Genomic DNA, 24,840 nt, shown 5'->3' with positions numbered 1-24,840 from the left:
GCATCGGGGATGCGGCGCCGATTGAACACGGCTGTCGGCTTCCTTATGATGCGGCGGACCGCGCAGGGCAAGCACCCCGCGAAAGCCATAACCGAAACCGCAGCCAGAGCCATCCCGACCATGTTCACCCAGCACCGCAGCCGCAACATGGTCGAGGCCGCTTTCACCACGCTGTCGCTGATCTATCACGTGACGGTCAACAACCTGCGCAAGGGCCAGCGCAACGCCGTGGTCGGGCTGATCATGACGGTGGTGCAGGCCATCAGCATGATCCTGGGCTTCTATCTGCTTTTCGCCATCATGGGCATGCGCCACGCGCCGATCCGGGGCGACTACATCGTCTATATCATGTCCGGGATCTTCATGTTCATGGCCCATTCGCAGGCCATGGGCGCGGTGGCCATGGCCGGCAACCCCAACAACCAGATGATGAAGCACGGGCCGATGAACACCGCGGTGATGATCTCGGCCGCGGCGCTCGCCTCGCTCTACAAGCAGACCTTCTCGGCCGTCGTGGTGCTGAGCGGCTATCACTACATGATCCAGCCGATCCAGATCGACAACCCGCTGGCCTGCTATGCCATGCTGGTGCTGGCCTGGTTCTCGGGCTGCTGCATCGGGCTGATCTTCCTGGCCCTGCGGCCCTGGTGGCCGCAGGCGGCGCAGGTGCTGACGCAGTTCTACCAGCGCATCAACATGGTGTTTTCCGGCAAGATGTTCGTGGCGAACCTGATGCCCAGCGCGATGCTGCAGATGTTTTCCTGGAACCCGCTGTTCCACCTGATCGACCAGACGCGGGGCTTCGCCTTCATCAACTATTCGCCGCGCAACTCGTCGCTGGACTATCCGCTCTATGCCACGCTGACGCTGCTGATGATCGGGCTGATGGCGGAATACGCGACCCGCAAGGCGGTCTCGATCAGCTGGGCGGCCGGCCGGTGACGGCGGCCCCCGCCCCCTCTCCTGCGCCCCCGCCCGCCGGGTCGCGCCCGCCGCCGCAGGGGCGCTTGCAACACGGGCGCCGGACGCATGTTTTCTGCCCTCGGGTCTGCTTGCAGCCCGCCAGACCCCTTCCTATATAGGCCCATGAAGTTCGAAGGGTTCCCGAACCAGGCGCCCTTCGGTCAACCCAGGGATCGGGCTTCGGGGGCCGCTTGTGGACCCAAGGCCCAGAATATCGCCGCAAGAAAGGTTATTGCATGTCCAAAGTCATCGGCATCGACCTCGGAACCACCAACAGCTGCGTCGCCATCATGGATGGCAGCCAACCCAAGGTCATCGAGAATTCGGAAGGCGCGCGCACCACGCCCTCGATCGTCGCCTTCACCGACAGCGAGCGTCTGGTCGGCCAGCCCGCCAAGCGCCAGGCCGTCACCAACCCGTCGAACACGGTCTTTGCCGTCAAGCGCCTGATCGGCCGCCGCACCACCGACGCGGAAGTCGAGAAGGACAAGAAGCTGGTCCCCTATGCCATCGTGGACGGCGGCAATGGCGACGCCTGGGTCGAGGTGCGCGGCGACAAGTATTCGCCCAGCCAGATTTCCGCCTTCATCCTGCAAAAGATGAAGGAAACCGCCGAATCCTACCTGGGCGAGACCGTCACCCAGGCCGTCATCACCGTGCCCGCCTATTTCAACGACGCCCAGCGCCAGGCGACCAAGGACGCCGGCAAGATCGCGGGCCTCGAAGTGCTGCGCATCATCAACGAGCCGACCGCGGCCGCGCTGGCCTACGGCCTCGACAAGAAGGACAGCAAGACCATCGCGGTCTATGACCTCGGCGGCGGCACCTTCGACATCACCATCCTGGAAATCGACGACGGCCTGTTCGAGGTGAAATCCACCAACGGCGACACCTTCCTGGGTGGCGAGGACTTCGACATGCGCATCGTGAACTACCTCGCCGAGGAGTTCAAAAAGGAACATGGCGTCGACCTGACCAAGGACAAGATGGCGCTCCAGCGCCTGAAGGAAGCCGCCGAGAAGGCCAAGATCGAGCTGTCCAGCTCCAGCCAGACCGAGATCAACCAGCCGTTCATCTCGATGGACAAGGATTCGGGCACGCCGCTGCACATGGTCATGAAGCTGACCCGCGCCAAGCTGGAAAGCCTGGTCGGCGACCTGATCAAGCGCACGATGAAGCCGGTCCAGGACGCGCTGAAGGACGCCGGCATGTCCAAGGGCGACATCGACGAGATCGTGCTGGTCGGCGGCATGACCCGCATGCCCAAGGTGGTCGAGGAAGTGACCGCCTTCTTCGGCAAGGAACCGCACAAAGGCGTGAACCCCGACGAGGTGGTGGCGCTGGGTGCGGCCATCCAGGCCGGCGTGCTGCAGGGCGACGTCAAGGACGTGGTTCTGCTGGACGTGACGCCACTGTCGCTGGGCATCGAGACGCTGGGCGGCGTGTTCACCCGGCTGATCGACCGCAACACCACCATCCCGACCAAGAAGTCGCAGATCTTCTCGACCGCCGAGGACAACCAGAACGCCGTGACCATCCGGGTCTTCCAGGGCGAGCGCGAGATGGCCGCGGACAACAAGCTGCTGGGCCAGTTCAACCTGGAAAACATCCCGCCGGCGCCGCGCGGCATGCCGCAGATCGAAGTGACCTTCGACATCGACGCCAACGGCATCGTCTCGGTTTCGGCCAAGGACAAGGGCACCGGCAAGGAGCAGAAGATCACCATCCAGGCCTCGGGCGGCCTGTCGGATGACGAGATCGACCGCATGGTCAAGGACGCCGAGGCCAATGCCGAGGCCGACAAGCAGCGCAAGGAGCTGGTCGAGGCCAAGAACCAGGCCGAAAGCCTGATCCACACCACCAGGAAGTCGCTGGAAGAGCATGGCGACAAGGTGGACGGCTCGACCGTCGAGGCGATCGAGTTGGCCGTGGGCGCGCTGGAAGAGGCCCTCAAGTCCGAGGATGCCGGCAAGATCAAGGGCGGCATCCAGAACCTGATGGACGCCTCGATGAAGCTGGGCGAGGCCATCTACAAGGCCAGCCAGGCCGAGGCGGGCGCCGGCGAGACCGAGCGCGACGCCGGCCCGCGCGACGTGGATGACGAGATCGTCGATGCCGACTTCGAGGATCTCGGCGAAGACAAGCGCAAGTAAGCGCGATGTGAGCCACCCGGCCGGCCCGATGCAGACCCGCACGGGCCGGTCATTTCTTGAAAGACCCCGGACGCGATGAACATGGCGAAACGTGATTATTACGAGGTGCTGGGCGTTCCTCGGGGCGCCTCGGCCGACGAGATCAAGAAGGCCTACCGCTCCAAGGCAAAGCAGCTGCACCCCGACCGCAACAAGGATTGCAAGCTGTCCGAGGCCGCGTTCAAGGAAGTGAACGAGGCTTACGATTGCCTTAAGGACGACCAGAAGAAGGCCGCCTACGACCGTTTCGGCCATGCCGCCTTCGAGAATGGCGGCGGCGGCTTCGGCCGCGGCAACGGCCAGGGCGATTTCGGCTCGGCCTTTGCCGATGTGTTCGAGGATCTGTTCGGCGACATGATGGGCCGCCGGGCCGGGGGCGGGGGGCGCTCGCGCGCCAGCCGCGGCCAGGATCTGCGCTACAATCTGCGCGTCTCGCTGGAGGAAGCCTTCAACGGCGTGCAAAAGACCATCACCGTGCCCGGCTCGGTCGCCTGCGGCGCCTGCAACGGCACCGGCGCCGAGGGCGCGGTCGAACCCGCCACCTGCCCCACCTGCTCGGGCATGGGCAAGGTCCGGGCGACGCAGGGTTTCTTCACCGTCGAGCGCACCTGTCCGACCTGCAACGGCCAGGGCCAGATCGTCAAGAATCCCTGCCAGGAATGCCGCGGCGCCGGCCGCGTCCAGAAAGAGCGCACGCTTTCGGTGAACATCCCCGCCGGGGTCGAGACCGGCACCCGCATCCGCCTGGCCGGCGAGGGCGATGCCGGCATGCGCGGCGGTCCGGCGGGCGATCTCTATATCTTCATCGAGGTCAAGGAACACCCGATCTTCATGCGCGACGGCCGCATGCTGGCCTGCCAGGTTCCGGTCAGCATGGCCACCGCCGCCTTGGGCGGCGAGATCGAGGTGCCGACCATCGACGGCGGCCGCTCGCGCGTCAAGGTTCCGGCCGGGACGCAATCGGGCAAGCAGCTGCGGCTGCGCGGCAAGGGCATGCCGCCCCTGCGCCACGGGCCGGGGCTGAACGGCGAGCCCGGCGACATGCTGATCGAGCTGGCGGTCGAAACCCCGGTGAACCTGACCGCGCGCCAGAAGGAGCTTTTGCGCGAGTTCGAGGCGATCCACGCCGACAACAACCCGCAAACCCATGGATTTTTCCAGAAGATCAAGGGCTTCTGGGACGAGATGAAAGGGTGATCCGGCGTTAACCGCCCGTTCATCTTTCCATGCCAGTCTGGCGGCATGGAACCGAATCGCGCCTTTCACGAAGCTCCGCTTCCGCTTTTCGCCCCCGTGCCAGGATCCGCGGGGGACGAAGCGCCGCTCGCCGGGACTGCCCTCCCGGCGCGCGGCAACCGCCCGCCCAGCTATATCGCCGATCACCGCGCCCGGCTGCGCGACCGCTTCATGCAGGGCGGCGCGGCCGCGATGCCCGATTACGAGTTGCTGGAGCTGGTGCTGTTCCGCGCCATTCCGCGCCAGGACGTGAAGCCGCTGGCGCGCCGGCTGCTGGACCATTTCGGCGATTTCAACCGCGTGCTTTCGGCCCCGCCCGCCCGGCTGGCCGAGGTTGCGGGCGCCGGCCCCGCCGTGGTGCAGGAGCTGAAGATCGTCGAGGCCGCGGCGCAGCGGCTGGCGCGCTCGCGCGTCATGCACCGCCCGGTGCTGACCAGCTGGGACGCGCTTCTGGACTATTGCCACACCGCCATGGCGCATCGCGAGATCGAACAGTTCCGCGTGCTTTACCTCGACCGCAAGAACGTGCTGATCGCGGATGAGGAACAGGCCCGCGGCACCGTCGATCACGTCCCGGTCTATCCGCGCGAGATCATGCGCCGGGCGCTGGAACTGACCGCCAGCGCGCTGATCCTGGTGCACAACCACCCCTCGGGCGACCCGACGCCGTCGCAGGCCGACATCAGCATGACCGCCCGCATCGCCGCCGCGGCCGAGGTGATGGGAATCGCCGTCCACGATCACCTGATCATCGGACGCTCGCGCGAGCTGAGCTTTCGCAGCGAAGGACTGCTTTAGCGCAAACAGCCGAAAAGCCGGCGCTTCCCGCGCAACCAAAATCCCACACCTGCGTCGATTTGCGGCGCTGGCTCGCACCGGGGCCGCTGGACTGACGCGGATTTGATCGCTAGAACCGCCCGGCGAGGGCTGTGCGATAAACACGACCCGTTCCGTCGTATCGCCCCGATTACGGGGCATAAATGGAGATCAGAACCGTGTCCCACGCAGACGAACACGCAGGCGACCACGGCGCCACCCGGAGGGACTTCCTCTACTACGCGACGGCCGGTGCCGGCACCGTCGCAGCCGGAGCCGCCGCCTGGACCCTTGTCAACCAGATGAACCCCTCGGCCGATGTCCAGGCGCTCGCCTCGATCCAGGTCGATGTCAGCGGCGTCGAGACCGGCACCCAGCTGACGGTGAAATGGCTCGGCAAGCCCGTGTTCATCCGCCGCCGCACCGAGGAAGAGATCGAGGGCGGCCGCGCGGTCCAGCTGAACCAGCTGATCGACCAGAGCGCCCAGAACCCCAACAAGCCCGACGCGCCCGCCACCGACGAAAACCGCACGCTGGACGAGGCCGGCGAATGGCTGGTGATGATCGGCGTCTGCACCCATCTGGGCTGCGTGCCGATCGGCGACGGCGCCGGCGATTTCGGCGGCTGGTTCTGCCCGTGCCACGGCTCGCATTACGACCAGGCCGGACGTATCCGCAAGGGCCCCGCGCCCGAGAACATGTGGATCCCCGTTGCCGAATTCCTTGACGAAACCACCATCAAACTGGGCTGAGGAGGCGCACATGGCCGGTATTCCCCACGACCATTACGAGCCCAAGACGGGTTTCGAGCGCTGGCTGCATCGCCGCCTGCCCGTCGTCAGCCTGGTATACGACACGCTGATGATCCCCACCCCCAAGAACCTCAACTGGTGGTGGATCTGGGGCATCGTGCTGGCCTTCTGCCTGGTGCTGCAAATCGCCACAGGCATCGTGCTGGTGATGCATTACACGCCGCATGTCGACCTGGCCTTCGCCTCGGTCGAGCATATCATGCGCGACGTGAACGGCGGCTACATGCTGCGCTACCTGCATGCGAACGGCGCCTCGCTGTTCTTCCTCGCCGTCTATATCCACATCTTCCGCGGTCTCTATTACGGCTCCTACAAGGCGCCGCGCGAAGTGACCTGGATCGTCGGCATGCTGATCTACCTGATGATGATGGGCACCGCCTTCATGGGCTACGTGCTGCCCTGGGGCCAGATGTCCTTCTGGGGCGCCACGGTGATCACCGGCCTCTTCGGCGCGATCCCCGGCATCGGCGAAGCGATCCAGACCTGGCTTCTGGGCGGCCCGGCGGTGGACAACCCGACGCTCAACCGCTTCTTCTCGCTGCATTACCTGCTGCCCTTCGTCATCGCGGCGCTGGTGGTGGTGCATATCTGGGCCTTCCACACCACCGGCAACAACAACCCGACCGGCGTCGAGGTCCGCCGCACCTCGAAGGAAGAGGCGAAGAAGGACACCCTGCCCTTCTGGCCCTATTTCGTGATCAAGGATCTGTTCGCGCTGGCCGTGATCCTGGTGGTGTTCTTCGCGATCGTCGGCTTCATGCCGAACTACCTGGGCCACCCCGACAACTACACCGAGGCGAACCCGCTGGTGACGCCGGCGCATATCGTGCCGGAATGGTATTTCCTGCCCTTCTACGCCATCCTGCGCGCCTTCACCGCCGACGTCTGGCTGGTGATGCTGGTCGAATGGCTGTCCTTCGGCATCATCGACGCCAAGTTCTTCGGCGTGATCGCGATGTTCGGCGCCATCCTGGTCATGGCGCTGGTGCCCTGGCTTGACACCTCGCGCGTGCGCTCGGGCCAGTATCGCCCGCTGTTCAAGTGGTGGTTCTGGCTGCTGGCGGTGGATTTCGTGGTCCTGACCTGGGTGGGCGCCATGCCGGCCGAGGGGATCTATCCCTATATCGCGCTGGCCGGGGCGGCCTATTGGTTCGCCTATTTCCTCATCATCCTGCCGCTGCTGGGCATCATCGAGAAGCCCGATCCCATGCCGCAGACCATCGAGGAAGACTTCAACGCCCATTACGGGCCCGAAACCCATCCTGCCGAGTAAGGAGAGGCAACAATGACCCTGAGAAACGCATCGCTCACGGCTGTTGCGGCCCTGACGGTTGCCCTGGCAGGCGGCGCCGTGGCGCAGGACGCAAGCACCGCGCCGGGCACGACGGCCCCCGCGGGCTCGAGCTACCAGACCAACGACACGGCCGCCCCGGCGGCCGAGCCGGCACCGGCGGCGGAAACCGCCGCGCCTGAAGCCGAAACCGAAGCCACGGAAGAAGCCGCAGAGGAAGCACCCGCGGAAGAACCCGCCGCCGAGGAGCCGGCGGCGCAGGAAGCTCCGGCGGCAGCCGAGGAACCGGCCGCCGAGGCCGAGCCTGCTGCCGAGGAACCGGCGGCAACCGCCGAGGAAGCCCCGGCCGAGGCCGCCGAGGAGCCGGCTGCGGAAGAGCCTGCCGAGGCGGTCGAAGAGGCCCCTGCCGAGGAACCGGCAGCCGAGGAAGCTCCGGCTGAAGGCGAAGCCGCCGAGGCCGAGCCCGCTGCCGAAGAGCCTGCTGCTCCGGAACCGGAAGCGGCCGCGGAAGAAGCCCCTGCCGAAGAGCCCGCCGCCGAGGAACCGGAAGCGGCCGCGGAGGAAGCCCCCGCCGAGGAGGCTGCCGCCGAGGAAGCCCCGGCCGAAGAGGAGGTTGTCGAGGAGGAAGCTGTCGAGGAAGCCCCGGCCGAACACGCCGAGGAGGCCGCCGACAGCCATGCCGTCGCGCATATCGAGGACATCTCGTTCAGCTTCGAGGGGCCCTTCGGCACCTTCGACCAGCACCAGCTGCAGCGCGGCTTGCAGGTCTATACCGAGGTCTGCTCGGCCTGCCACGGCCTGCGCTATGTGCCGCTGCGGACGCTGGCCGACGAAGGCGGCCCGCAACTGCCCGAGGACCAGGTCCGCGCCTATGCCGCGAATTTCGACATCACCGATGCCGAAACCGGCGAGGATCGCCCGCGCGTTCCCACCGACCATTTCCCGACCGTGTCCGGCGACGGCATGGGCCCGGACCTGTCGCTGATGGCCAAGGCGCGCGCCGGCTTCCACGGCCCCTATGGCACCGGCCTGTCGCAGCTGTTCAACGGCATCGGCGGCCCGGAATACATCCACGCGGTCCTGACCGGCTATGACGGCGAGGAAAAGGAAGAGGCGGGGACGGTGCTTTACCACAACGCCGCCTTCTCGGGGAACTGGATCCAGATGGCGCCGCCGCTCAGCGACGACCAGGTCACCTATGAGGACGGAACCCCGGCGACGGTCGATCAGATGGCCAGCGACGTGGCCGCCTTCCTGATGTGGACCGCCGAGCCGAAGATGATGGACCGCAAGCAGGTCGGCTTCGTCTCGGTGATCTTCCTGATCGTGCTGTCGGCCCTGCTCTACCTGACCAACAAGAAGCTGTGGCAGCCGATCAAGCATCCGCGCAAGCCGGAATGATCGCCCGCTCCTGATCCTGAAACGCGCCCCTCGGGGCGCGTTTTTCATGGCCCGGACGCGCTTTCGTCCCGGCCGATATGGACAAGCCGCCCGCGCGCCGTTCAGATGGGCCAGCGCGACACCGGCGAGGGGCGAGACATGACGATCTATAATCTCGGCTCGATCAACATCGACCATGTCTATCGCCTGCCCGCCCTGCCCCGTCCGGGCGAGACGCTACACGCGCAATCCTATGCCCAGGGGCTGGGCGGCAAGGGGGCGAACCAGTCCGTCGCCGCCGCCCGCGCCGGCGCCGACGTCATCCACCTGGGCGCCATGGGCGCGGGCGACGACTGGGTGCCGCGGCGGCTTGCCGCAGCGGGGGTGCAGACCTCGGCCATCGCGCGGCTGCCAGGCCTCGCCACCGGCCATGCCATCATCCTGGTCGATGCGGCGGGCGAGAACTCGATCGTGCTGCATGGCGGCGCCAACCTGGCCCTGCCGGCCGAGCTGGCCCGCCCCGCCGGGCTGGGCCGGGACGACATCCTGCTGATGCAGAACGAAACCAACTTGCAGGCCGAAGCCGCCCTGCACGCCCGCCGGGCCGGGGCGCGGGTGATCTATTCCGCCGCCCCGTTCAGCATCGCCGCGCTGCGCGAGGTGCTGCCGCATGTCTCGATCCTGGCGGTGAACGAGATCGAGGCCCGCGACACCTTCGCCGCCCTTGGCGAAGACCTGCCGGTCGAGGGCCTGCTGATCACCCGCGGCGCCGAAGGGGCCGAGTTCCGCGACCTGCGCAGCGGCCAGGCCTGGCACCAGCCGGCCTTCGCGGTGCAGGCGGTGGACACGACCGGCGCCGGGGATTGCTTTACCGGCTGGTTCGCCGCCGGGCTGGCGCGGGGCGAGACCCCGCCCGATGCCCTGCGCCACGCCGCCGCAGCCGCCGCGCTGCAAGTCACCCGCAAGGGCGCGGGCGACGCCATGCCCGACCGCGCCGAAGTCCTTGCCTTTCTGAAAGCGCAGCGCTGACCGCTTGCCCGCAGCCCCGCAGCCCCCTATCTGGAAACCCATGAGAATACCGTTCCTGAACCGCCCGGCCACCGTTGCCGTCCTGCGCCTGCAAGGCGCCATAGGGGTTGCCGGCCGCGGCGGCCCCGGCCTGTCCGACGCCGCCCTGGCGCCGCTGCTGGAGCGCGCCTTCAAGCGGCGCAAGCCCGCCGCCGTGGCGCTGGCCCTGAACTCGCCCGGCGGCTCGCCGGTGCAGTCCAGCCTGATCGGCGCCCGCATCCGCCGCCTTGCCGAGGAACGCGAGATTCCGGTGCATGCCTTCGTCGAGGACGTGGCCGCCTCGGGCGGCTACTGGCTGGCGACGGCGGCGGATTACATCTGGGCCGACGACAGTTCGGTGCTGGGCTCGATCGGGGTGATCTCCTCGGGCTTCGGCTTTGCCGAGCTGATCCAGCGCCACGGCATCGAGCGGCGCGTGCATACCGCCGGCCGCTCGAAGTCGATGCTGGACCCCTTCCGCCCCGAGACGCCCGAAGATGTCGCCCGGCTGAACCGCCTGCTGGGCCCGATCCACGACGCCTTCAAGCAGCAGGTGCTGGCCCGGCGCGGCAACCGCCTGCCGCAGGACAGCGACCTGTTCACCGGCGAGATCTGGACCGGCCGCGAGGCGGTCGAACTGGGGCTGGCGGACGGCATCGCCCACCTGGTGCCCAAGATGCGCGAGCTTTACGGCAAGGAGGTGCGCTTCCTGACCTATGGCCAGCGCGTGCCGCTGCTGCGCCGCTTCGGCCTTTCCGCCGATGATCTGATCGACGGGATCGAGGAACGCGCCGCCTTCGCGCGCTTCGGGGCGGGGCGCGGATGATCAAGACCGTCATCCTGTGCCTGCTCATCATCATCGCGCTGGCGCTGGCCGCCGGTCCGGGGGTGCGCCGCGTGATCGCGCGGCTGCTGGGGATCGGGCGGAAATGACCGCGCTGGTGACCGGAGGCGCCCGCCGGCTGGGGCGGGCCATCACCCTGTATCTGGCCCGGCGCGGGCTGGACGTGGCGATCCATTACCAAAGCTCGGCCGCCGAGGCCGAGGCCACCGCCGCCGAGGCCCGCGCCCTGGGCGTGCGGGCCGAGGTCTTCGGCGCGGACCTGCTGGACCTGGACCAGAGCGAGGCGCTGGTGGACCGCGCCCATGCCGCGCTGGGGCCGCTGGCGCTGCTGGTGAACAATGCCTCGATCTTCGAATACGACAACATCGCCACGGCGACGCGCGACAGCTGGGACCGGCACATGGGCTCGAACCTGCGTGCGCCCTTCGTGCTGACGCAGGCCTTCGCGCGGCAGGCCCCCAGGGCCGACCGCAGCGGGACCGAGCCGGTGGCGCGGGCGCTGGTGGTCAACATGATCGACCAGCGCGTGCTGAAGCCCACGCCCGAGTTCATGACCTATTCGCTGGCCAAGGCCGGGCTGTGGTGGCTGACGCGGACCTCGGCCCAGGCCCTGGCGCCCGAGATCCGCGTCAATGCCATCGGCCCCGGCCCGACCATGCAGGGCACCCGCCAATCCGACCGGCATTTCGCCAACCAGCGCGCCGCGACCATCCTGCAACGCGGCGCCGGGCCCGAGGATGTCTGCGCCGCCCTGGGCTACCTGATGGACGCGCCCTCGGTCACCGGACAGCTGATCTGCGTGGACGGCGGCCAGCACCTTGCCTGGCGCACCCCGGACGTGCTGGGCGTCGAATAAGGCGGAAAATCGCCTGTCCGCGGCAAGTTGTCCACTTTGCGGAAGGCGTTCACGCAATCTTCACGATTCTGCTAAGAAATTCAGTCGATTGCGGAGGAGAGAAAAAATATTCTCATAAATCAAACGGTTACAATACTGCCTAGAATTTGTGCAAAGTAACGAAACCCCAAGAAACGCTAATTGAACATGTGATACTCCCAAGCTCACTCACAGAGTTATCCACAGATTCCGTGGACAGGATTCAGCTTGAACTTTCCTGCCCGAACTTGCAGCCGAGCCCGAGAATCATTTTGTTAACAAGATGACCGATTCCACCCCAGAAACGCGCCCCTCCAAGACCGGCCATGCGCTGATCCAGGACTATCTGCGGACGCTCGACGGCTCGCCGGGGGTCTATCGCATGCTGGACCAGCAGGGGGCGGTGCTTTACGTCGGCAAGGCCCGGAACCTCCGGGCCAGGGTCTCGAACTATGCGCGCGGCACCGGGCATTCGGCACGGATCGCGCGGATGATCCGCGAGACCTGCTCGATGATGTTCCTGACCACGCGCACCGAGACCGAGGCGCTGCTCTTGGAGCAGAACCTCATCAAGCAGCTCAAGCCGCGCTACAACGTGCTCTTGCGCGACGACAAGAGCTTTCCGAACATCCTGGTCGCCAAGTCGCATCCCTTCGCCCAGATCAAGAAGCATCGCGGCGCCAAGGCGGAAAAGGGCGATTACTACGGCCCCTTCGCCAGCGCCGGGGCGGTGAACCGGACGCTGAACCAGCTGCAACGGGTGTTTTTGCTGCGGTCCTGCACCGACGCCACTTTTTCCAGCCGGACGCGGCCCTGCCTGCTTTACCAGATCAAGCGCTGCAGCGCGCCCTGCGTCGGCCGCATCGGGCTGGAGGAATACAACACCCTGGTCGCCGATGCCGAGCTGTTCCTGCAGGGCAAGACCACGCGCATCCAGGCCGACCTGGCGCGCGAGATGGCCGAAGCCGCCGAGGCGATGGAATACGAACGCGCCGCCGCGCTGCGCGACCGCATCAAGGCGCTGACCGCCGTGCAATCGGTGCAGGCGATCAACCCGCGCGGCGTCCCCGAGGCCGACGTGATCGGGCTGCACATGGAGGGCGGGCAGGCCTGCGTGCAGGTCTTTTTCATCCGCGGCAACCAGAGTTGGGGCAACCGCGACTTCTACCCCAAGCTGAACGGCGTGGAATCGGCCGACGAGGTGATGCAGGCGTTCCTGGCGCAGTTCTACGACGGCAAGGTGCCGCCGCGGCTGATCCTGCTGTCGCATGGCATCGAGGATCCCGACCTGATGACCGATGCGCTGTCGGAAAAGGCCGGGCGCAAGGTCGTGCTGGGCGTGCCCCGGCGCGGCGAAAAGGCCGAGCTGGTGGAAAACGCCCTGCGCAACGCCCGCGAAAGCCTGGCGCGGCGCATGTCCGAAAGCGCCGCGCAGCAGCGGCTGCTGGAGGGGCTGGCCGAGGCGCTGGACCTGCCCGCGGTGCCGCAGCGCATCGAGGTCTATGACAACAGCCATATCCAGGGCACCAATGCCGTGGGCGGCATGGTCGTCGCCGGCCCCGAGGGCTGGATCAAGAGCCAGTATCGCAAGTTCAACATCAAGGGCACCGAGATCACGCCGGGCGACGATTTCGGCATGATGAAAGAGGTGCTGACCCGCCGCTTCTCGCGCCTGCTGAAAGAGGATCCCGACCGCCAGACCGACACCTGGCCCGATCTTCTGCTGATCGACGGCGGCGCCGGGCAGGTCTCGGCCGTGCATGAGATCATGGCCGAGATGGGAGTCGAGGACATCCCGATGGTCGGCGTCGCCAAGGGCGAGGACCGCGACCACGGCAAGGAAGAGTTCCACCGTCATGGCCAGCGCCCCTTCGCGCTGCGGATGAACGACCCGGTCTTGTATTTCATCCAGCGCCTGCGGGACGAGGCGCATCGCTGGGCCATCGGCACGCATCGCGCCAAGCGGGCCAAGGCGGTGATGGCGAACCCGCTGGACGAGATCCCCGGCATCGGCGCGGCCCGCAAGCGCGCGCTGCTGCAGCATTTCGGCAGCGCCAAGGCGGTCAGCCGCGCCGGCCTGGCCGATCTGGTCGCGGTCGAGGGGATCAGCGAATCCATGGCGCAGAAGATCGTCGATCACTTCCACAAGGGCTGACAGGAGGAAGCCATGGAGGACAGCATCCGCGCATTCTTCGCCCGCTACGAACGGCTGTTCACGCAGGCGCTGGCCGGCGAGGCGGATATGGAGGAGGTCGCCGCGCTTTACGCGCCCGAGTTCATCGCCGCTTCTCCGGCGGGCGTCAGGGCGGGCCGGAACGACGACCAGCTAAGGCAGGCGATGGCCCAGGGCTATGCGCATTACCGCGCCATCGGCACCAAGGCGATGACGATCCGCGAGATCCGGCTTTCGCCGATGGACGCGCTGCATTGCCTGGCCCATGTCGGCTGGCGGGCCGTCTATGACCGGGGCGAGGGGCCGGATGTGACCATCGACTTCGAGGTGCATTACCTGGTGCAGATCCTCGACGGCACGCCCAGGGTATTCGGCTGGGTGACGGGCGACGAAGAGGCGCTGCTGAAGCAGCACGGCATCCTCTGATCAGCGGCAGCGCGCCGGGTTCACCCCCACCGCGTTGAGGCCCCAGTCGGTCATCTGCGCGACAAGCTGCTGGCCGGCCGCATCGAAGGCCGGGATCAGGTCGGCCGTCTTCGTCGTCGCCGCCTGGGCCGTGGCGGTGAAATGCCCGCGCGAGACGACGCGGGCGTCCATCTCGCGCACCATCTGCGCATCGACGGACAGCTTGATGACGGCCCCCTGCCCCGCGACCTCGGCGTTGAAGTCGTTGATCTCGGAGATCAGCGCGTAATCGCCCGCCGCGCCCAGCGGCGCGCGGCCGACATGGGTGAAGGCATCATAGACGGCAAAGCCGCGCACCAGCAGGGTTTGCAGCGTCACCGGCACCGTGTCGCCCCAGCGCGCATCGGGCAGGTATTGCGTCTGCAACTGGTTCGGCCGGATCATGATGCGATCGGTGTCCAGCGTGCCGCGCGCCTTGGGCGGCTCGATCACCAGCTCGGCCAGCCGGCCGCGGCCGCAGCTCCGCGGCACGTCCGAGGGCGGGCGCAGCTCGAACACGTCGCGGTCGGGCTCGCCCTCCAGCGCGCGCAAGGCGGCGCAGCCCGGCAGGGTCAGGGTCAGGACAAGCAAGGCGGCGGCAAGACGCATGGCGGACCTCTCAGCGGCGGAACTCGGGCGCGCGCGGCCCCGAGAAGATTTGCGAGGGGTTGCGCCGCAACGCCGAGACCAGCTCGTTCAGATTGCCCACCAGCCCGCGCAGATCGGCGGCCATGCGGGTGAATTGCGGCAGCCCCTCGCGGGTGAAAGCCTGCACCGGGGCGCGGGCGCTGTCCAGCATCCCGCGCAGGCTGGCAAAGGCGGTCTCGGCGCTGTCGGCGGCATTGCGCAGCCGCTCGGTGATCTCGGGCAGGTCGGCGACCACGCGGTCGATGGCCTCGTTCGCCTTGCCCAGCGTCACGCGCAGGTCGGCCACCACCGGCTCCACATTGCTGTTGATGACCCGGTCGGCGCCGTCGAAGGCCCGCTCGGCCGAAGCCAGCGTGCGGCTTCCTACCTCCAGCGCCGCATCCAGGTTGTCGAGGCTCTGGTCCGCGCGCCCGGCCAGCCGGGTCAGGTCGGATTGCAGCGTGGCGGCGGTCTGGTCCAGCCGCTGCGTCAGCGCCTTGAGGTCGCCCGCGACATAGGCGCGCACCTCGTCCAGCGTGGCGGTGCCCGAATCCAGCGCCGTGTCGACCTTGGCCGCGCTTTCGGTGAACTTGGCCAGCGCGGTGTCGGCATTGCCCAGCGTCGTCTCGGCCGCGGCGCTGAGCCCGTCCAGCCGCTCGCCGAAGGCCGAGATGTCGGATGCGGCCGAGGCGATGGAATCGGTGGCCGTGGTCACGTCGGCCAGCGCCTTGTCCAGGTTGGCGCTGGAGCGTTCCACATTGTCCAGGATGTTGCGCACCCGGCTTTGGTTTTCGTCGCCGAGAAGCTGGGTCAGCTGCTCGGCCACGGTGTTCAGCCGCGAAATCATCTCGGGGCCCTGGTCCGACAGCGTTTGCAGCGCCGAGCGGTTGGCGGCGATGACCGGGATCGAATCCGGGTCCACGTCGCGCAGCAGCGGCGAATCGGGCCGGCCCGAGGTGATCGCAACATTGGCGACGCCGGTGACGCCCTGGATCTCGATAGCGGCGCGGGAATCGGTGCGCACCGGCGTATCCTCGGCCACCTCGATGCGGACCCGGACCGCGCCGTTCACGCTTTGCGACAGCTGCATGTCCACCACCTTGCCGACGGAAAGCCCGGCGAAAAGCACCTCCGAGGATATGCCCAGGCCCGACACTTCCGGGAAATAGATGTCGTAATAGGCGAATTGCCGGTCCAGTTGCAGCTTGGCAAACCACATCAGGAACAGCAGCATCCCCAGGAAGCCGGCGATGGTGAAGGCTCCGATCAGGACATAATTGGCCTTGGTCTCCATGGGCTTACTCCTTTGCGCGGCCGGTGGCCATGGCGGCGCGGGCGCGGGGCCCGTGGAAATATTCATGCACCCAGGGATGATCGACCCGGAGCATTTCGGCCATGGTGCCGCTGACCAGCACCTTGTTTTCCGCCAGAACCGCGATGCGGTCGCAGCAGGCATGCAGCGTATCGAGGTCATGCGTGACCAGGAACACCGACAGGTCCAGCGCATCGCGCAGCTCGACGATCAGCCGGTCGAAGGCATCGGCGCCGATCGGGTCCAGCCCCGCCGTCGGCTCGTCCAGGAACAGGATCTCGGGGTCCAGCGCCAGCGCGCGCGCCAGCCCTGCGCGCTTTCTCATCCCGCCCGACAGGTCCGAGGGGTATTTGTCATTGGCGCTCCACGGCAGCCCGGCCATCGAGACCTTGAGTTCCGCCAGTCCGCGCCGCGCCTCGGGCGCAAGCCCCGGCACGGCGCGCAGCGGCACCTCGACATTCTCGCGCACGGTCAGCGAGGAAAACAGCGCGCCACCCTGGAACATCACGCCCCAGCGCCGCTCCAGCGCCTCGCGCGCGGGGCCGGCCAGCGCGCCCACGTCCTGGCCAAAGACCCGCACTGTGCCGGCGGTGGGGCGGTTCAGCCCGACGATGGTGCGCAGCAGCACCGATTTCCCGGTGCCCGAGCCGCCGACGACGCCCAGGATCTCGCCCTGCCGCAGGTCGAGGTCCAGCCCGTCATGCACCACATGGCGGCCGAACTGGGTGCGCAAGCCCCGAACCTCGATGATATTCCCGCTCACAGCCCCACCTCGGAGAAGAAGATCGAGAACAGCGCATCGGCGACGATCACCGCGAAGATGGCGTTGACCACGGCGCGCGAGGTCTCGGCGCCCAGCGATTCCGCGTCCTTGCCCACCTTCATCCCGGCATGGCAGCCGATGACGCCGATGATCAGCGCAAAGACCGGCGCCTTGGACAGGCCGACGATGACATGGTCCACGCTGGTATCCGCCAGCAGCCGATAGCGGAACATCGAGGGCGAGATGCCCAGCTCGATCCAGGACATCAGCGCGCCGCCGACCAGCCCGGCGATATTGGCGATCAGCCCCAGGATCGGCAGGGTGATGATCAACGCCAGCACGCGCGGCAGGATCAGCACCATGTCCGGGTCCAGCCCCAGCGTGCGCATGGCGTCGATTTCCTCGTTCATCTTCATCGAGCCGATCGAGGCGGTCAGCGCCGAGGCGGTGCGCCCGGCGACGATGATCGCGGTCAGCAGGATGCCCAGCTCGCGCAGGATGGAAATGGCGATCAGGTCGATGACAAAGACCTCGGCCCCGAACTGGCGCAATTGCACCGCGCCCTGAAAGGCCAGCACGATGCCGATCAGGAAGGACATCAGCGCCACGATGGGCACGGCGCGCAAGCCCGTCTCCTGGCAGTGATACACCAGCGAGGTGAAACGGAAATCGCCCGGATGCCGGATGCCGCGCGCCAGGGCGGCCAGGAAGCGGCCCAGGTATTCCGCGATCTCGCGCAGGAACAGCAGCGCCGCGGCCATGCGGCGGCCGGTCTGTTCCAGCATCCGCCGCCAGCCGGCGGGGGCGGCGGTTTCGGCATCGGGCTGCGGCAGCGCCTGGCGCACGGTGTCGAGCAGCCGGGCCTGCGCCCCGGTCAGCCCGTCCAGCTGCGCGCCTTGGCGTTCGCGCCCGACCAGATACCAGGCGGCGGCGGTGTCGATGCGCGTCAGCCCCGACAGTTCCAGCCGATGCGCCGCGCCGGCCTCGGGCGGCAGCTGGCCCAGCGTCCAGACCGTGAACTCGCCCGCCAGCAGCAAGGCGCCGTCCGAAACCGCGGCGCTGAGCTTGGGATCTGCGGGAAGGCTGGCCATGACGGTCCCGTTCGCAAAGGGTGAGTGGGATTCATCCAGCGATTGCGCGGGTTTGTCAAATCCGCAGGACCGTTCCGGCCCAGGGCTGTGGCCGATCCGCCCCGGCCCAGGCGACGCAGCCGCCGGAAAAGGAAAATTTAACCAAGGTTCCCAAATTGTGCATATTGACTAGAACACACGCTCTGGTTTAGTTGGGCGCATTCCGTTTTCTTCGCGCGGGCGGCGGTGCCGCACCGGGCGGGCCGGGGCGAAACGCGCTGCGGGCCGTGGGGTCCATAGGGCGTGGCCGGCCAGGAAAATCGCTTGCGGCATCGCCCGCGGCCCCTGCGGCCAGGGCCATGCCGGGGAAGGCTCCTCGGGATCCGGCTGAACGAGTGTCATTTTGACCATGATCCCGAGGACGGCCACCCCCTAGCCCTGCGCCAGGGCGCGCATCATCCTGACCGGCTCGGTCCGGGCCAGGCGCAGCACATGCGCCATATAGGGCTGTTGCAGATCCTCGGTCCGCAGCGCGGCGTAAAGCCGGCGCAGCATGCCCTGGCGACCCAGCGGCAGCAGCGCCAGTTCGGGATTGCCGGCCTGGGCGCGCAGCACCCAGTCGGGCATCACCGCCACCCCGCGCCCCGAGGCGATCAGCATCAGCGCGATGGCGGTCTGCTCGACCTGGCGGACCTGGGCGGGCTCGACCCCGGCCGGGTCGAGGAATTGCGAAAACACGTCCAGCCGCGCCCGCTCCATCGGATAGGTGATCAGCGTCTCGCCCGCCAAATCGGCCGGCTCGGCATAGCCCTTGGCGGCCAGCGGATGGCTGGCGGCAACCACCATCGTCGGCGCATAGTCGAAGAGCGGCTGGAAGGTGATGCCCGAAATTTCCTCGGGATCGGACGAGATCACCATGTCCACCTGCCCCCGCTGCAAGGCGGGCAGCGCCTTCAGCGCCAGGCTGGAGCGGATGTCCAGATCGACCTCGGGCCAGGCGCGGCGGAACTGGTCCAGCACCGGCAACAGCCAGTCGAAGCAATGGTGGCATTCCATCGCCATATGCAGCCGGCCGGCGCGGCCCAGTTCGACGGCGCGGAACTCGGCCTCGGCCGCGTCGATCAGCGGCAAGACCTGCTCGGCCGTGCGCAAGAGCCGCATCCCCGCCGCCGACAGCCGCAGGGGCTTGGTCTTGCGCAGGAACAGCTCGACCCCCGCCTGCTCTTCCAGCGCCTTGATCTGGTGCGACAACGCCGATTGCGTCAGGTTCAGCACCTCGGCGGCGCGGGCAAGGCCGCCCTGTTCATGAATGGCGCGCAGGCTGCGCAGGTGGCGAAGTTCAAGGTGCATCTTGACTGGAACTCATGACGATCTTGAGGATTATGAATTTGTCTCACGTCGCGCGGCATGTCACAAGACCTGCGACAAAAGGATGGCACCATGACGACACCCGCGATCAGCTTCGAGTTCTTCCCGCCCCGGAACCTGGACCAGTCGTTCCGGCTGTGGGAGACGGCGCGCGCGCTGGCGCCGCTGGGGCCGGATTTCGTCTCGGTCACTTATGGCGCGGGCGGCACCACCCGGCAATTGACGCATGAGGCGGTGACGGCGCTGGCCAGCCATTACGGGCTGAACGTCGCCGCGCACCTGACCTGCGTCGATGCCACGCGCGAAGAGACGCTGCAGATCGTCCAGGACTACGCCGCCGCCGGCGTGCATGAGATCGTGGCGCTGCGCGGCGACGCGCCGCAGGGGCAGGACCGCTTTACCCCCCACCCCGAGGGTTTCGCCAATTCGGTCGAGCTGATCGAGGCCATCGCCGCGCGCGGCGACATGACCATCCGCTGCGGCGCCTATCCCGAGCCGCATCCCGAAAGCCCCGACACCGCCGCCGACGTGGCCTGGCTCAAGCGCAAGGTCGATGCCGGCGCGACATCGGCGATGACGCAGTTCTTCTTTGACGCCGAGACCTATTTCCGCTTTCGCGACGCCTGCCGCGCGGCGGGGATCGAGGCGCCGATCATCCCCGGCATCCTGCCGATCCAAAGCTGGGCCGGCACCCGCCGCTTTGCCGAACGCTGCGGCACCTCGGTCCCGCAATGGGCCGAGGACGCCTTCGCCGCCGCCGGCAAGGAGGGCGAGGCGCAGCTGGCGCTGGATGTCTGCGTCAAGCTGTGCGAGCGGCTGGTCGAAGGCGGCGTGGACAAGCTGCATTTCTACACGCTGAACAAGCCCGAGCTGGTGCTGAAGGTCTGCGCCGCGCTGGGAATCGAGCCCAAGGGCGAATTTTCGCGCGTGGCCTGAACCGGCAGCGGCGCCCCCGCGGCATCAGCCATCCGGCCCCTGTCCCGCAGGCGTGGCGATTTCCGGCTGCGGCACAGTCGCCGGCCGGGCCGGCGCTTCGGGAAGCCGCGGCCTTGCCCTGACCAGCCGGCGATGCGGACGCGGCGGCGCGGCATCGGCCAACGCCCCGGCCAGCAGCGCCGGGCCGGTATAGGGGTGCGGCACGGAAGGGTGCAGCATCTCGGACGGGTCCGCCCCGGCCAGGCGCGGCGCACGCGCCAGGAAGGCCTTGCCCCAGTTGCGCCACGACCCGACCGAGGGCGCGGTCGCGTCGCAGTCGAAATGCCCGCGCCAGCCCTGGGGCAGCGGCAGGCCAAAGGCCTCGGCCCGAGACATCATCCAGACCAGCGGGATATTGGCCAGCGGCCGGGCATATTCCAGCCCGGACAGCTGGCCGCCCACATCCGGGTGGCAGCCGCGGAACCACATCTGCTCGATCCGGCCGGGGGCCGAGGCGCTGTCCCAGATCAGCGGCTGGAAGGCGGCCCGCGTCTCGTCCAGGGCCAGCGCCTGCACGCCATGCTCGACCTCGGCGCCCAGATGCGCGTCGTGAAAGCGAAAGCGCGGCTCGGTCAGCATCCACAGCAGCGGCAGCCGGATCCCCAGCGCCATCACCGTGTCGAAAACCCCGATCATGCGGATCGGCACGACCGGGTGGCAAAGCGCGGGGTCCAGCCGGCCGACCAGCCGGTCGCGGCCCTGGCGGTAAAGCTGCCAGGCCTGCTGCACGTTGCGGCGCGAGGCATGGGCATGGGTCAGCAGCCCGACCCGCCCGATCATGCCGGCAAGCGAGCGCGCGGCAAAGGCCCCGCGGGAATAGCCAAAGAAGAACAGCGGATTGCCCGGCCGCCATTCGCGGGCAAGCCAGGCATAGGCGTCGCAGATATGCCGTTCCAGCGCCGAGCCCATGGCCAGTTCCGGCAATGTGCGCCAGGCATCCCATTGCTGGCCGGGCGCATAATGCACCCCAAGCGGCGCCGGCAGCGCCCCGCATTCGCCCGACAGCAAGGCATGGATGCGGGCGATGGACGACCTTCGCCCCTCGGTCAGCGAGGCGAAGGTGCCGTCCATCAGGACGACCTGGCATATCGGCGGGCGGGACGATTCCATGGTCCGACGCTAGCATGGAAACGCAAAGCGTCGATTAATCCCTATTCAAGCGCGTTCACGGTCAGGTGTGCCATCAGCCCGAACCCGTTGAAGCGGGTATTGGTGACGGTCGAATAGGCGCCCGCGCCGTGGAAGACGATATAGTCCCCCTCCTGGATATCGGCCGGCAGGGGCAGCTCGCCCGGCAGCCGGTCCACCGAATCGCAGGTCGGGCCGAAGATGACGCGCGGCATCGGCTCGTCCTCGCGCGGGGTGCCCTCGGGCGTCAGCACCTGCAGCCGGTCGAGGTTGCCGACGATGGGCAGTTCGAACAGCCCGCCATAGACGCCGTCGTTCAGGAAGACGTTCTGGCCGTCGCGCACCGCCTTGACGCGGGTGATCAGCGCGAAGGCATCGGCGCATAGCCCGCGCCCCGGCTCGCAGACCAGCTGCGGCGCGTCAGCGCCGAAGGCTTCGTCGGTCACGCGCCGGATCAGGCCGAAGATCGCGGTCAGGTCCGGCTCGACCCCGGTCACGCGATGCGAGGGGAAGCCGCCGCCCACGTTCAGCCGCCGCGCCCGGACGCCGGCCATGGCGCAGATCTCGGCCGCGGTGGTGATATAGCTTTCCCAGGCATGCGGATCGACGCATTGCGTCCCCGGATGGAAGGTCAGCGAGGGGATATAGCCGCGATCCGCCACCGCGCGCAGCAACTCCGCCGCCAGTTCCGGCGAAGCGCCGAATTTCGAGCCGAAGTCATAGGCCGCGCCCAGCACCGGCAGCTTGAAACGGGGCGAGATCTCGCAGCCCTCGGGGGCCACGCGGGCGAAAAGCTTGTCCAGTTCCGACCGGCTGTCCACCGACCAGGACTTGATCCCGGCCTCGACGGCATGGGCGATCTCGGCCTGCGAGCGCACAGGGTTGTGGTAATGGCGCGCCGCATCGGGGGCAAGCCGGCCGATCAGGTCGATCTCATAGGGCGAGGCCACGTCGAAGCCCTTGATCCCGGCGGCGGAAAGCGTGCGGATCACCGCCTCGTCCGGGTTCGACTTGACCGCATAGGTGACGAGGCCGGGAAAGCCCTGCAGGAACCGCTGGGCGGTGGCGCGCAGGACCGAGGGGGCAAAGACCATGACCGGATTTTCCGGCGCCAGCCTGCGGATGATCTCGGCGGGATTGTTCCAGACGGTCTTGGGGCCGCGGCCCTCGGTCAGTCCCATCGGCATGTCCTTCCTGTGCGCGTGTGGGGGTGGAAACAAGTCTGCGCCCTATGGGTTCCGATTGCTGCAATGAAAAGGGTGGAAATGGGCCGCGGCTTCGTTAATATGCCGAAAGCTTCGGCAGATCGACAGGTGGGCGGGTGGACGAACTTGATCGCGGGATTCTGGCCCATCTGGCGCAGGATGCACGCATGTCCGTAGCGGTTCTGGCGCGGCGGCTCAAGGTGGCGCGCTCAACCGTGCAGGCGCGGCTGGAGCGGCTGGAAACATCGGGCGCCATCGCGGGTTATACGCTGCGGCTGGGCGATTCCGCGCGCGAGCATCGCATCCGCGCCACCTGCCTGCTGACCATCGAGCCGCGCGCCCAAGCGGCGATCCTGGCCCGGCTGCGCAGCCTGCCCGAGGTCGAGCGCATCCATACCACCAGCGGCCGCGTCGATCTTTTGCTGCAACTGGCCGCCATATCGACCAGCCAGCTTGACGATGTGCTGGACCAGATCGGCGGTTTGACCGGCGTCCGCTCCAGCGAGAGCCTGATTCACCTGTCCACCAAGCTGGATCGCGCCGCCTGATCGTGTCCCCTGCGCAACAATGTGACAATCGTGTCGCCATATTTGCGCTGGTCGATCTGCTCCAACCCCGCGACCGGGCCGGGCGGGGCCGATTCCTCCCAGACCACCACGCCGCCCGGTGCGATCCAGCCGCCGGCCAGCGCCGATTCCAGCGCCCGCTCGCCCAGCCCCTGACCATAGGGCGGGTCCAGGAAGACCAGCCCATAGGGCGCGCCGCGGTTCTCGCCCAGCCGGGTCGCGTCGCGGCGCCAGACATCGGTCACGCCCATGGCGCGGGCCTTGTCGATATTGGCGCGCAAAAGCGCCCGCGCCGCCACGCCGTCATCGACGAAGGCAACGCGGGCGGCGCCGCGGGACAGCGCCTCGATCCCCAGCGCGCCGGTGCCGGCGAACAGGTCCAGCACCCGCGCGCCGGGGATCGGATTGCCATGCGTGCCGTTGATGAGCAGGTTGAAGATCGATTCGCGCACCCGGTCGGTGGTCGGGCGCAGATGCGCCGCCGGATCGCCAGCGCCAACCTCGGCCAGTTTCAGCCCGCGCAGGGTGCCGCCGACAATTCTCATGCCATCAGCGCCTTCAGCTCGGCCGCCTCGGCCACCGCCTCGGGCTCGGGCGAGCGGCCGGCCTCGATCAGCCGCTTGCCGATCATATAGGCGCGGGCATCGTTCAGCGCATCCACCGCGATCAGCCGCCCGCCCCTGAAATACCAGACCGAGCCGCCATTCGCCGCCGGCCGCGTCACCACCCGGTCGTAACCCAGGTTCAGCCCGGCGATCTGCAGTTTCGCGTCGAACTGGTCCGACCAGAACCAGGGCTTGGGCACATAGGGGGCATCGGCGCCCAGCATGTTCGCCGCCACCGCCTCGGCCATGTCGATGGCATTGCCGACGCTTTCCAGCCGCAGCCGGCCGTCCGAAGTAGGGAAACTGGCGCAATCCCCCGCCGCCCAGATCGCCGGGTCCGAGGTGCGGCCAAGCGCATCGGTGGCGATGCCGTTGTCGATGGCCAGCCCGGCGGCCTCGGCCAGCGCGGTTTCCGGCGCGATGCCGATGCCGCAGATCACCAGGTCGGCCGGCAGGCGGCGGCCGTCCGTCAGCTCGACCCCATCCGCGGCATCCGAGCCGGTGATGCGGGCGATGCCGGTGCCCTCGACGATCTCGACGCCATGGGCGCGATGCAGGGCGCGGATCATCTCCGCGGTCTCGGGCGCGGCGACGCGGCCCAGGATGCGCGGCGCGGCCTCGACCAGCGTGACCGCCAGCCCCAGCTTGCGGGCCACGGCCGCGGCCTCCAGCCCGATATAGCCGCCGCCGATCACCACCAGACGACGCCCGGCGACCAGCGCCGGCTGGACGCCCGCGATGTCGGCCAGGTTCCTGACCACATGCACCCCCGGCAATTCGCCGCCCATCGCGGCCGGCAGGCGGCGCGGGGTCGCGCCCAGCGTCAGGGCAAGCTGGTCATAGGGATATTCGCCGCGCCCCGTCGCCACCATGCGGCGGTCGCGGTCGATGCGCGTGGCGCGCTCGCCCAGGTGCAGGGCAATGCCCTGTTCCTGCCACCAGTCCGGTGCGCGCAGCGTCAGCCGGTCCAGCCCCATCTCGCCCAAAAGGTAGGCCTTGGACAGCGGCGGGCGCTGATAGGGCGGCGCGGGCTCGTCGCCGATGACCACGATGCCGCCCCGATGCCCCAGCCCGCGCAGCTTCGCCGCCAGAGAGGCCGCCGCCTGCCCCGCGCCAAGGATCACGATGTTCATTCTTCGCCCTCGCTGG

General features: G+C 68.0%; 22 protein-coding genes and 1 pseudogene. 14 read left to right on the top strand and 9 right to left on the bottom strand.

Annotated features, from left to right (window positions below):
* Window positions 1–120: 120 nt before the first annotated feature.
* The 12 genes and pseudogenes from KF941_RS00900 (at window position 121) to KF941_RS00845 (ending at window position 14,054) form a co-directional block, all read left to right on the top strand.
* Window positions 121–942 carry an ABC transporter permease gene (locus KF941_RS00900; RefSeq protein WP_036752462.1) on the top strand — a complete coding sequence of 274 codons (822 nt, stop codon included), beginning with the start codon at window positions 121–123 and terminating at the stop codon, window positions 940–942.
* 257 nt (window positions 943–1,199) lie between these two features.
* Window positions 1,200–3,116, top strand: coding sequence for a molecular chaperone DnaK (gene dnaK / locus KF941_RS00895; RefSeq protein WP_036759063.1), 1,917 nt, complete (start codon window positions 1,200–1,202; stop codon window positions 3,114–3,116).
* Window positions 3,117–3,197: 81 nt separating this feature from the next.
* A complete protein-coding gene (dnaJ, locus tag KF941_RS00890; RefSeq protein WP_036759083.1) occupies window positions 3,198–4,352 on the top strand; it encodes a molecular chaperone DnaJ in 1,155 nt (384 codons plus the stop codon).
* Window positions 4,353–4,397: 45 nt separating this feature from the next.
* Entirely contained in the window at window positions 4,398–5,189 is a 792-nt protein-coding gene (gene radC / locus KF941_RS00885) for a DNA repair protein RadC (protein ID WP_072461654.1), read from the top strand.
* A gap of 197 nt (window positions 5,190–5,386) precedes the next feature.
* Entirely contained in the window at window positions 5,387–5,959 is a 573-nt protein-coding gene (petA, locus tag KF941_RS00880; RefSeq protein ID WP_208021296.1) for a ubiquinol-cytochrome c reductase iron-sulfur subunit, read from the top strand.
* 10 nt (window positions 5,960–5,969) lie between these two features.
* Window positions 5,970–7,292, top strand: a complete 1,323-nt coding sequence (gene petB / locus KF941_RS00875; protein ID WP_114535821.1) for a cytochrome b — start codon at window positions 5,970–5,972, stop codon at window positions 7,290–7,292.
* Between the two features lie 705 nt (window positions 7,293–7,997).
* Window positions 7,998–8,711 (top strand): annotated as a pseudogene (locus tag KF941_RS28480) (cytochrome c1); the annotation flags it as partial.
* 138 nt (window positions 8,712–8,849) lie between these two features.
* Window positions 8,850–9,719 carry a ribokinase gene (locus KF941_RS00865; RefSeq protein WP_214272322.1) on the top strand — a complete coding sequence of 290 codons (870 nt, stop codon included), beginning with the start codon at window positions 8,850–8,852 and terminating at the stop codon, window positions 9,717–9,719.
* Window positions 9,720–9,759: 40 nt separating this feature from the next.
* Window positions 9,760–10,563 carry a S49 family peptidase gene (locus tag KF941_RS00860; protein ID WP_072461656.1) on the top strand — a complete coding sequence of 268 codons (804 nt, stop codon included), beginning with the start codon at window positions 9,760–9,762 and terminating at the stop codon, window positions 10,561–10,563.
* Window positions 10,564–10,666: 103 nt separating this feature from the next.
* Window positions 10,667–11,437 carry an SDR family oxidoreductase gene (locus KF941_RS00855; protein ID WP_072461657.1) on the top strand — a complete coding sequence of 257 codons (771 nt, stop codon included), beginning with the start codon at window positions 10,667–10,669 and terminating at the stop codon, window positions 11,435–11,437.
* Window positions 11,438–11,738: 301 nt separating this feature from the next.
* A complete protein-coding gene (gene uvrC / locus KF941_RS00850) occupies window positions 11,739–13,610 on the top strand; it encodes an excinuclease ABC subunit UvrC (protein WP_214272321.1) in 1,872 nt (623 codons plus the stop codon).
* 12 nt (window positions 13,611–13,622) lie between these two features.
* Window positions 13,623–14,054, top strand: coding sequence for a DUF4440 domain-containing protein (locus tag KF941_RS00845; RefSeq protein WP_214272320.1), 432 nt, complete (start codon window positions 13,623–13,625; stop codon window positions 14,052–14,054).
* On the opposite strand, the gene KF941_RS00840 is transcribed toward KF941_RS00845, so the two are convergent.
* The 5 genes from KF941_RS00840 to KF941_RS00820 form a co-directional block, all read right to left on the bottom strand.
* The gene (locus KF941_RS00840) at window positions 14,055–14,681 is read right to left on the bottom strand and encodes an ABC-type transport auxiliary lipoprotein family protein (protein ID WP_036759042.1); all 627 of its coding nucleotides are present in this window, start codon (window positions 14,679–14,681) and stop codon (window positions 14,055–14,057) included.
* A gap of 10 nt (window positions 14,682–14,691) precedes the next feature.
* The gene (locus KF941_RS00835; protein WP_036759039.1) at window positions 14,692–15,993 is read right to left on the bottom strand and encodes an MlaD family protein; all 1,302 of its coding nucleotides are present in this window, start codon (window positions 15,991–15,993) and stop codon (window positions 14,692–14,694) included.
* Between the two features lie 4 nt (window positions 15,994–15,997).
* On the bottom strand, window positions 15,998–16,774 hold the full coding sequence (locus KF941_RS00830) for an ABC transporter ATP-binding protein (RefSeq protein WP_036759037.1): 777 nt from the start codon (window positions 16,772–16,774) through the stop codon (window positions 15,998–16,000).
* On the bottom strand, window positions 16,771–17,865 hold the full coding sequence (locus tag KF941_RS00825; protein ID WP_072461660.1) for an ABC transporter permease: 1,095 nt from the start codon (window positions 17,863–17,865) through the stop codon (window positions 16,771–16,773). The genes KF941_RS00830 and KF941_RS00825 overlap by 4 nt, the downstream gene beginning before the upstream one ends.
* Window positions 17,866–18,276: 411 nt before the next feature.
* Window positions 18,277–19,194, bottom strand: a complete 918-nt coding sequence (locus tag KF941_RS00820; protein ID WP_114535815.1) for a LysR family transcriptional regulator — start codon at window positions 19,192–19,194, stop codon at window positions 18,277–18,279.
* Window positions 19,195–19,284: 90 nt separating this feature from the next.
* On the opposite strand from KF941_RS00820, the gene metF reads away from it, so the two are divergent.
* Window positions 19,285–20,148 (top strand): methylenetetrahydrofolate reductase [NAD(P)H], encoded by an 864-nt coding sequence (gene metF, locus KF941_RS00815; protein WP_072461662.1) that lies wholly within the window; start codon window positions 19,285–19,287, stop codon window positions 20,146–20,148.
* 24 nt (window positions 20,149–20,172) lie between these two features.
* Here metF and KF941_RS00810 read toward each other — a convergent pair whose 3' ends face one another.
* Together KF941_RS00810 and KF941_RS00805 are read right to left on the bottom strand one after the other, a co-directional pair.
* Window positions 20,173–21,258, bottom strand: coding sequence for a DUF2235 domain-containing protein (locus KF941_RS00810; protein ID WP_240540181.1), 1,086 nt, complete (start codon window positions 21,256–21,258; stop codon window positions 20,173–20,175).
* A gap of 80 nt (window positions 21,259–21,338) precedes the next feature.
* A complete protein-coding gene (locus KF941_RS00805) occupies window positions 21,339–22,496 on the bottom strand; it encodes a type III PLP-dependent enzyme (RefSeq protein WP_214272319.1) in 1,158 nt (385 codons plus the stop codon).
* A gap of 140 nt (window positions 22,497–22,636) precedes the next feature.
* Between KF941_RS00805 and KF941_RS00800 the strand changes: the two genes are divergently transcribed.
* Entirely contained in the window at window positions 22,637–23,068 is a 432-nt protein-coding gene (locus KF941_RS00800) for an Lrp/AsnC family transcriptional regulator (RefSeq protein ID WP_024843560.1), read from the top strand.
* On the opposite strand, the gene rsmD is transcribed toward KF941_RS00800, so the two are convergent.
* Both rsmD and KF941_RS00790 read right to left on the bottom strand, forming a co-directional pair.
* On the bottom strand, window positions 23,035–23,631 hold the full coding sequence (gene rsmD, locus KF941_RS00795) for a 16S rRNA (guanine(966)-N(2))-methyltransferase RsmD (RefSeq protein WP_214272318.1): 597 nt from the start codon (window positions 23,629–23,631) through the stop codon (window positions 23,035–23,037). The genes KF941_RS00800 and rsmD overlap by 34 nt on opposite strands.
* Window positions 23,628–24,824, bottom strand: a complete 1,197-nt coding sequence (locus KF941_RS00790; RefSeq protein WP_214272317.1) for an FAD-dependent oxidoreductase — start codon at window positions 24,822–24,824, stop codon at window positions 23,628–23,630. The genes rsmD and KF941_RS00790 overlap by 4 nt, the downstream gene beginning before the upstream one ends.
* Window positions 24,825–24,840 lie beyond the last annotated feature (16 nt).

It is taken from the genome of Paracoccus sp. pheM1, assembly GCF_018499825.1.
GTDB lineage: Bacteria > Pseudomonadota > Alphaproteobacteria > Rhodobacterales > Rhodobacteraceae > Paracoccus > Paracoccus versutus.
The sequence above is the reverse complement of the archived record's forward strand: the minus strand, read 5'-3'. Positions and strand labels throughout refer to the sequence as shown.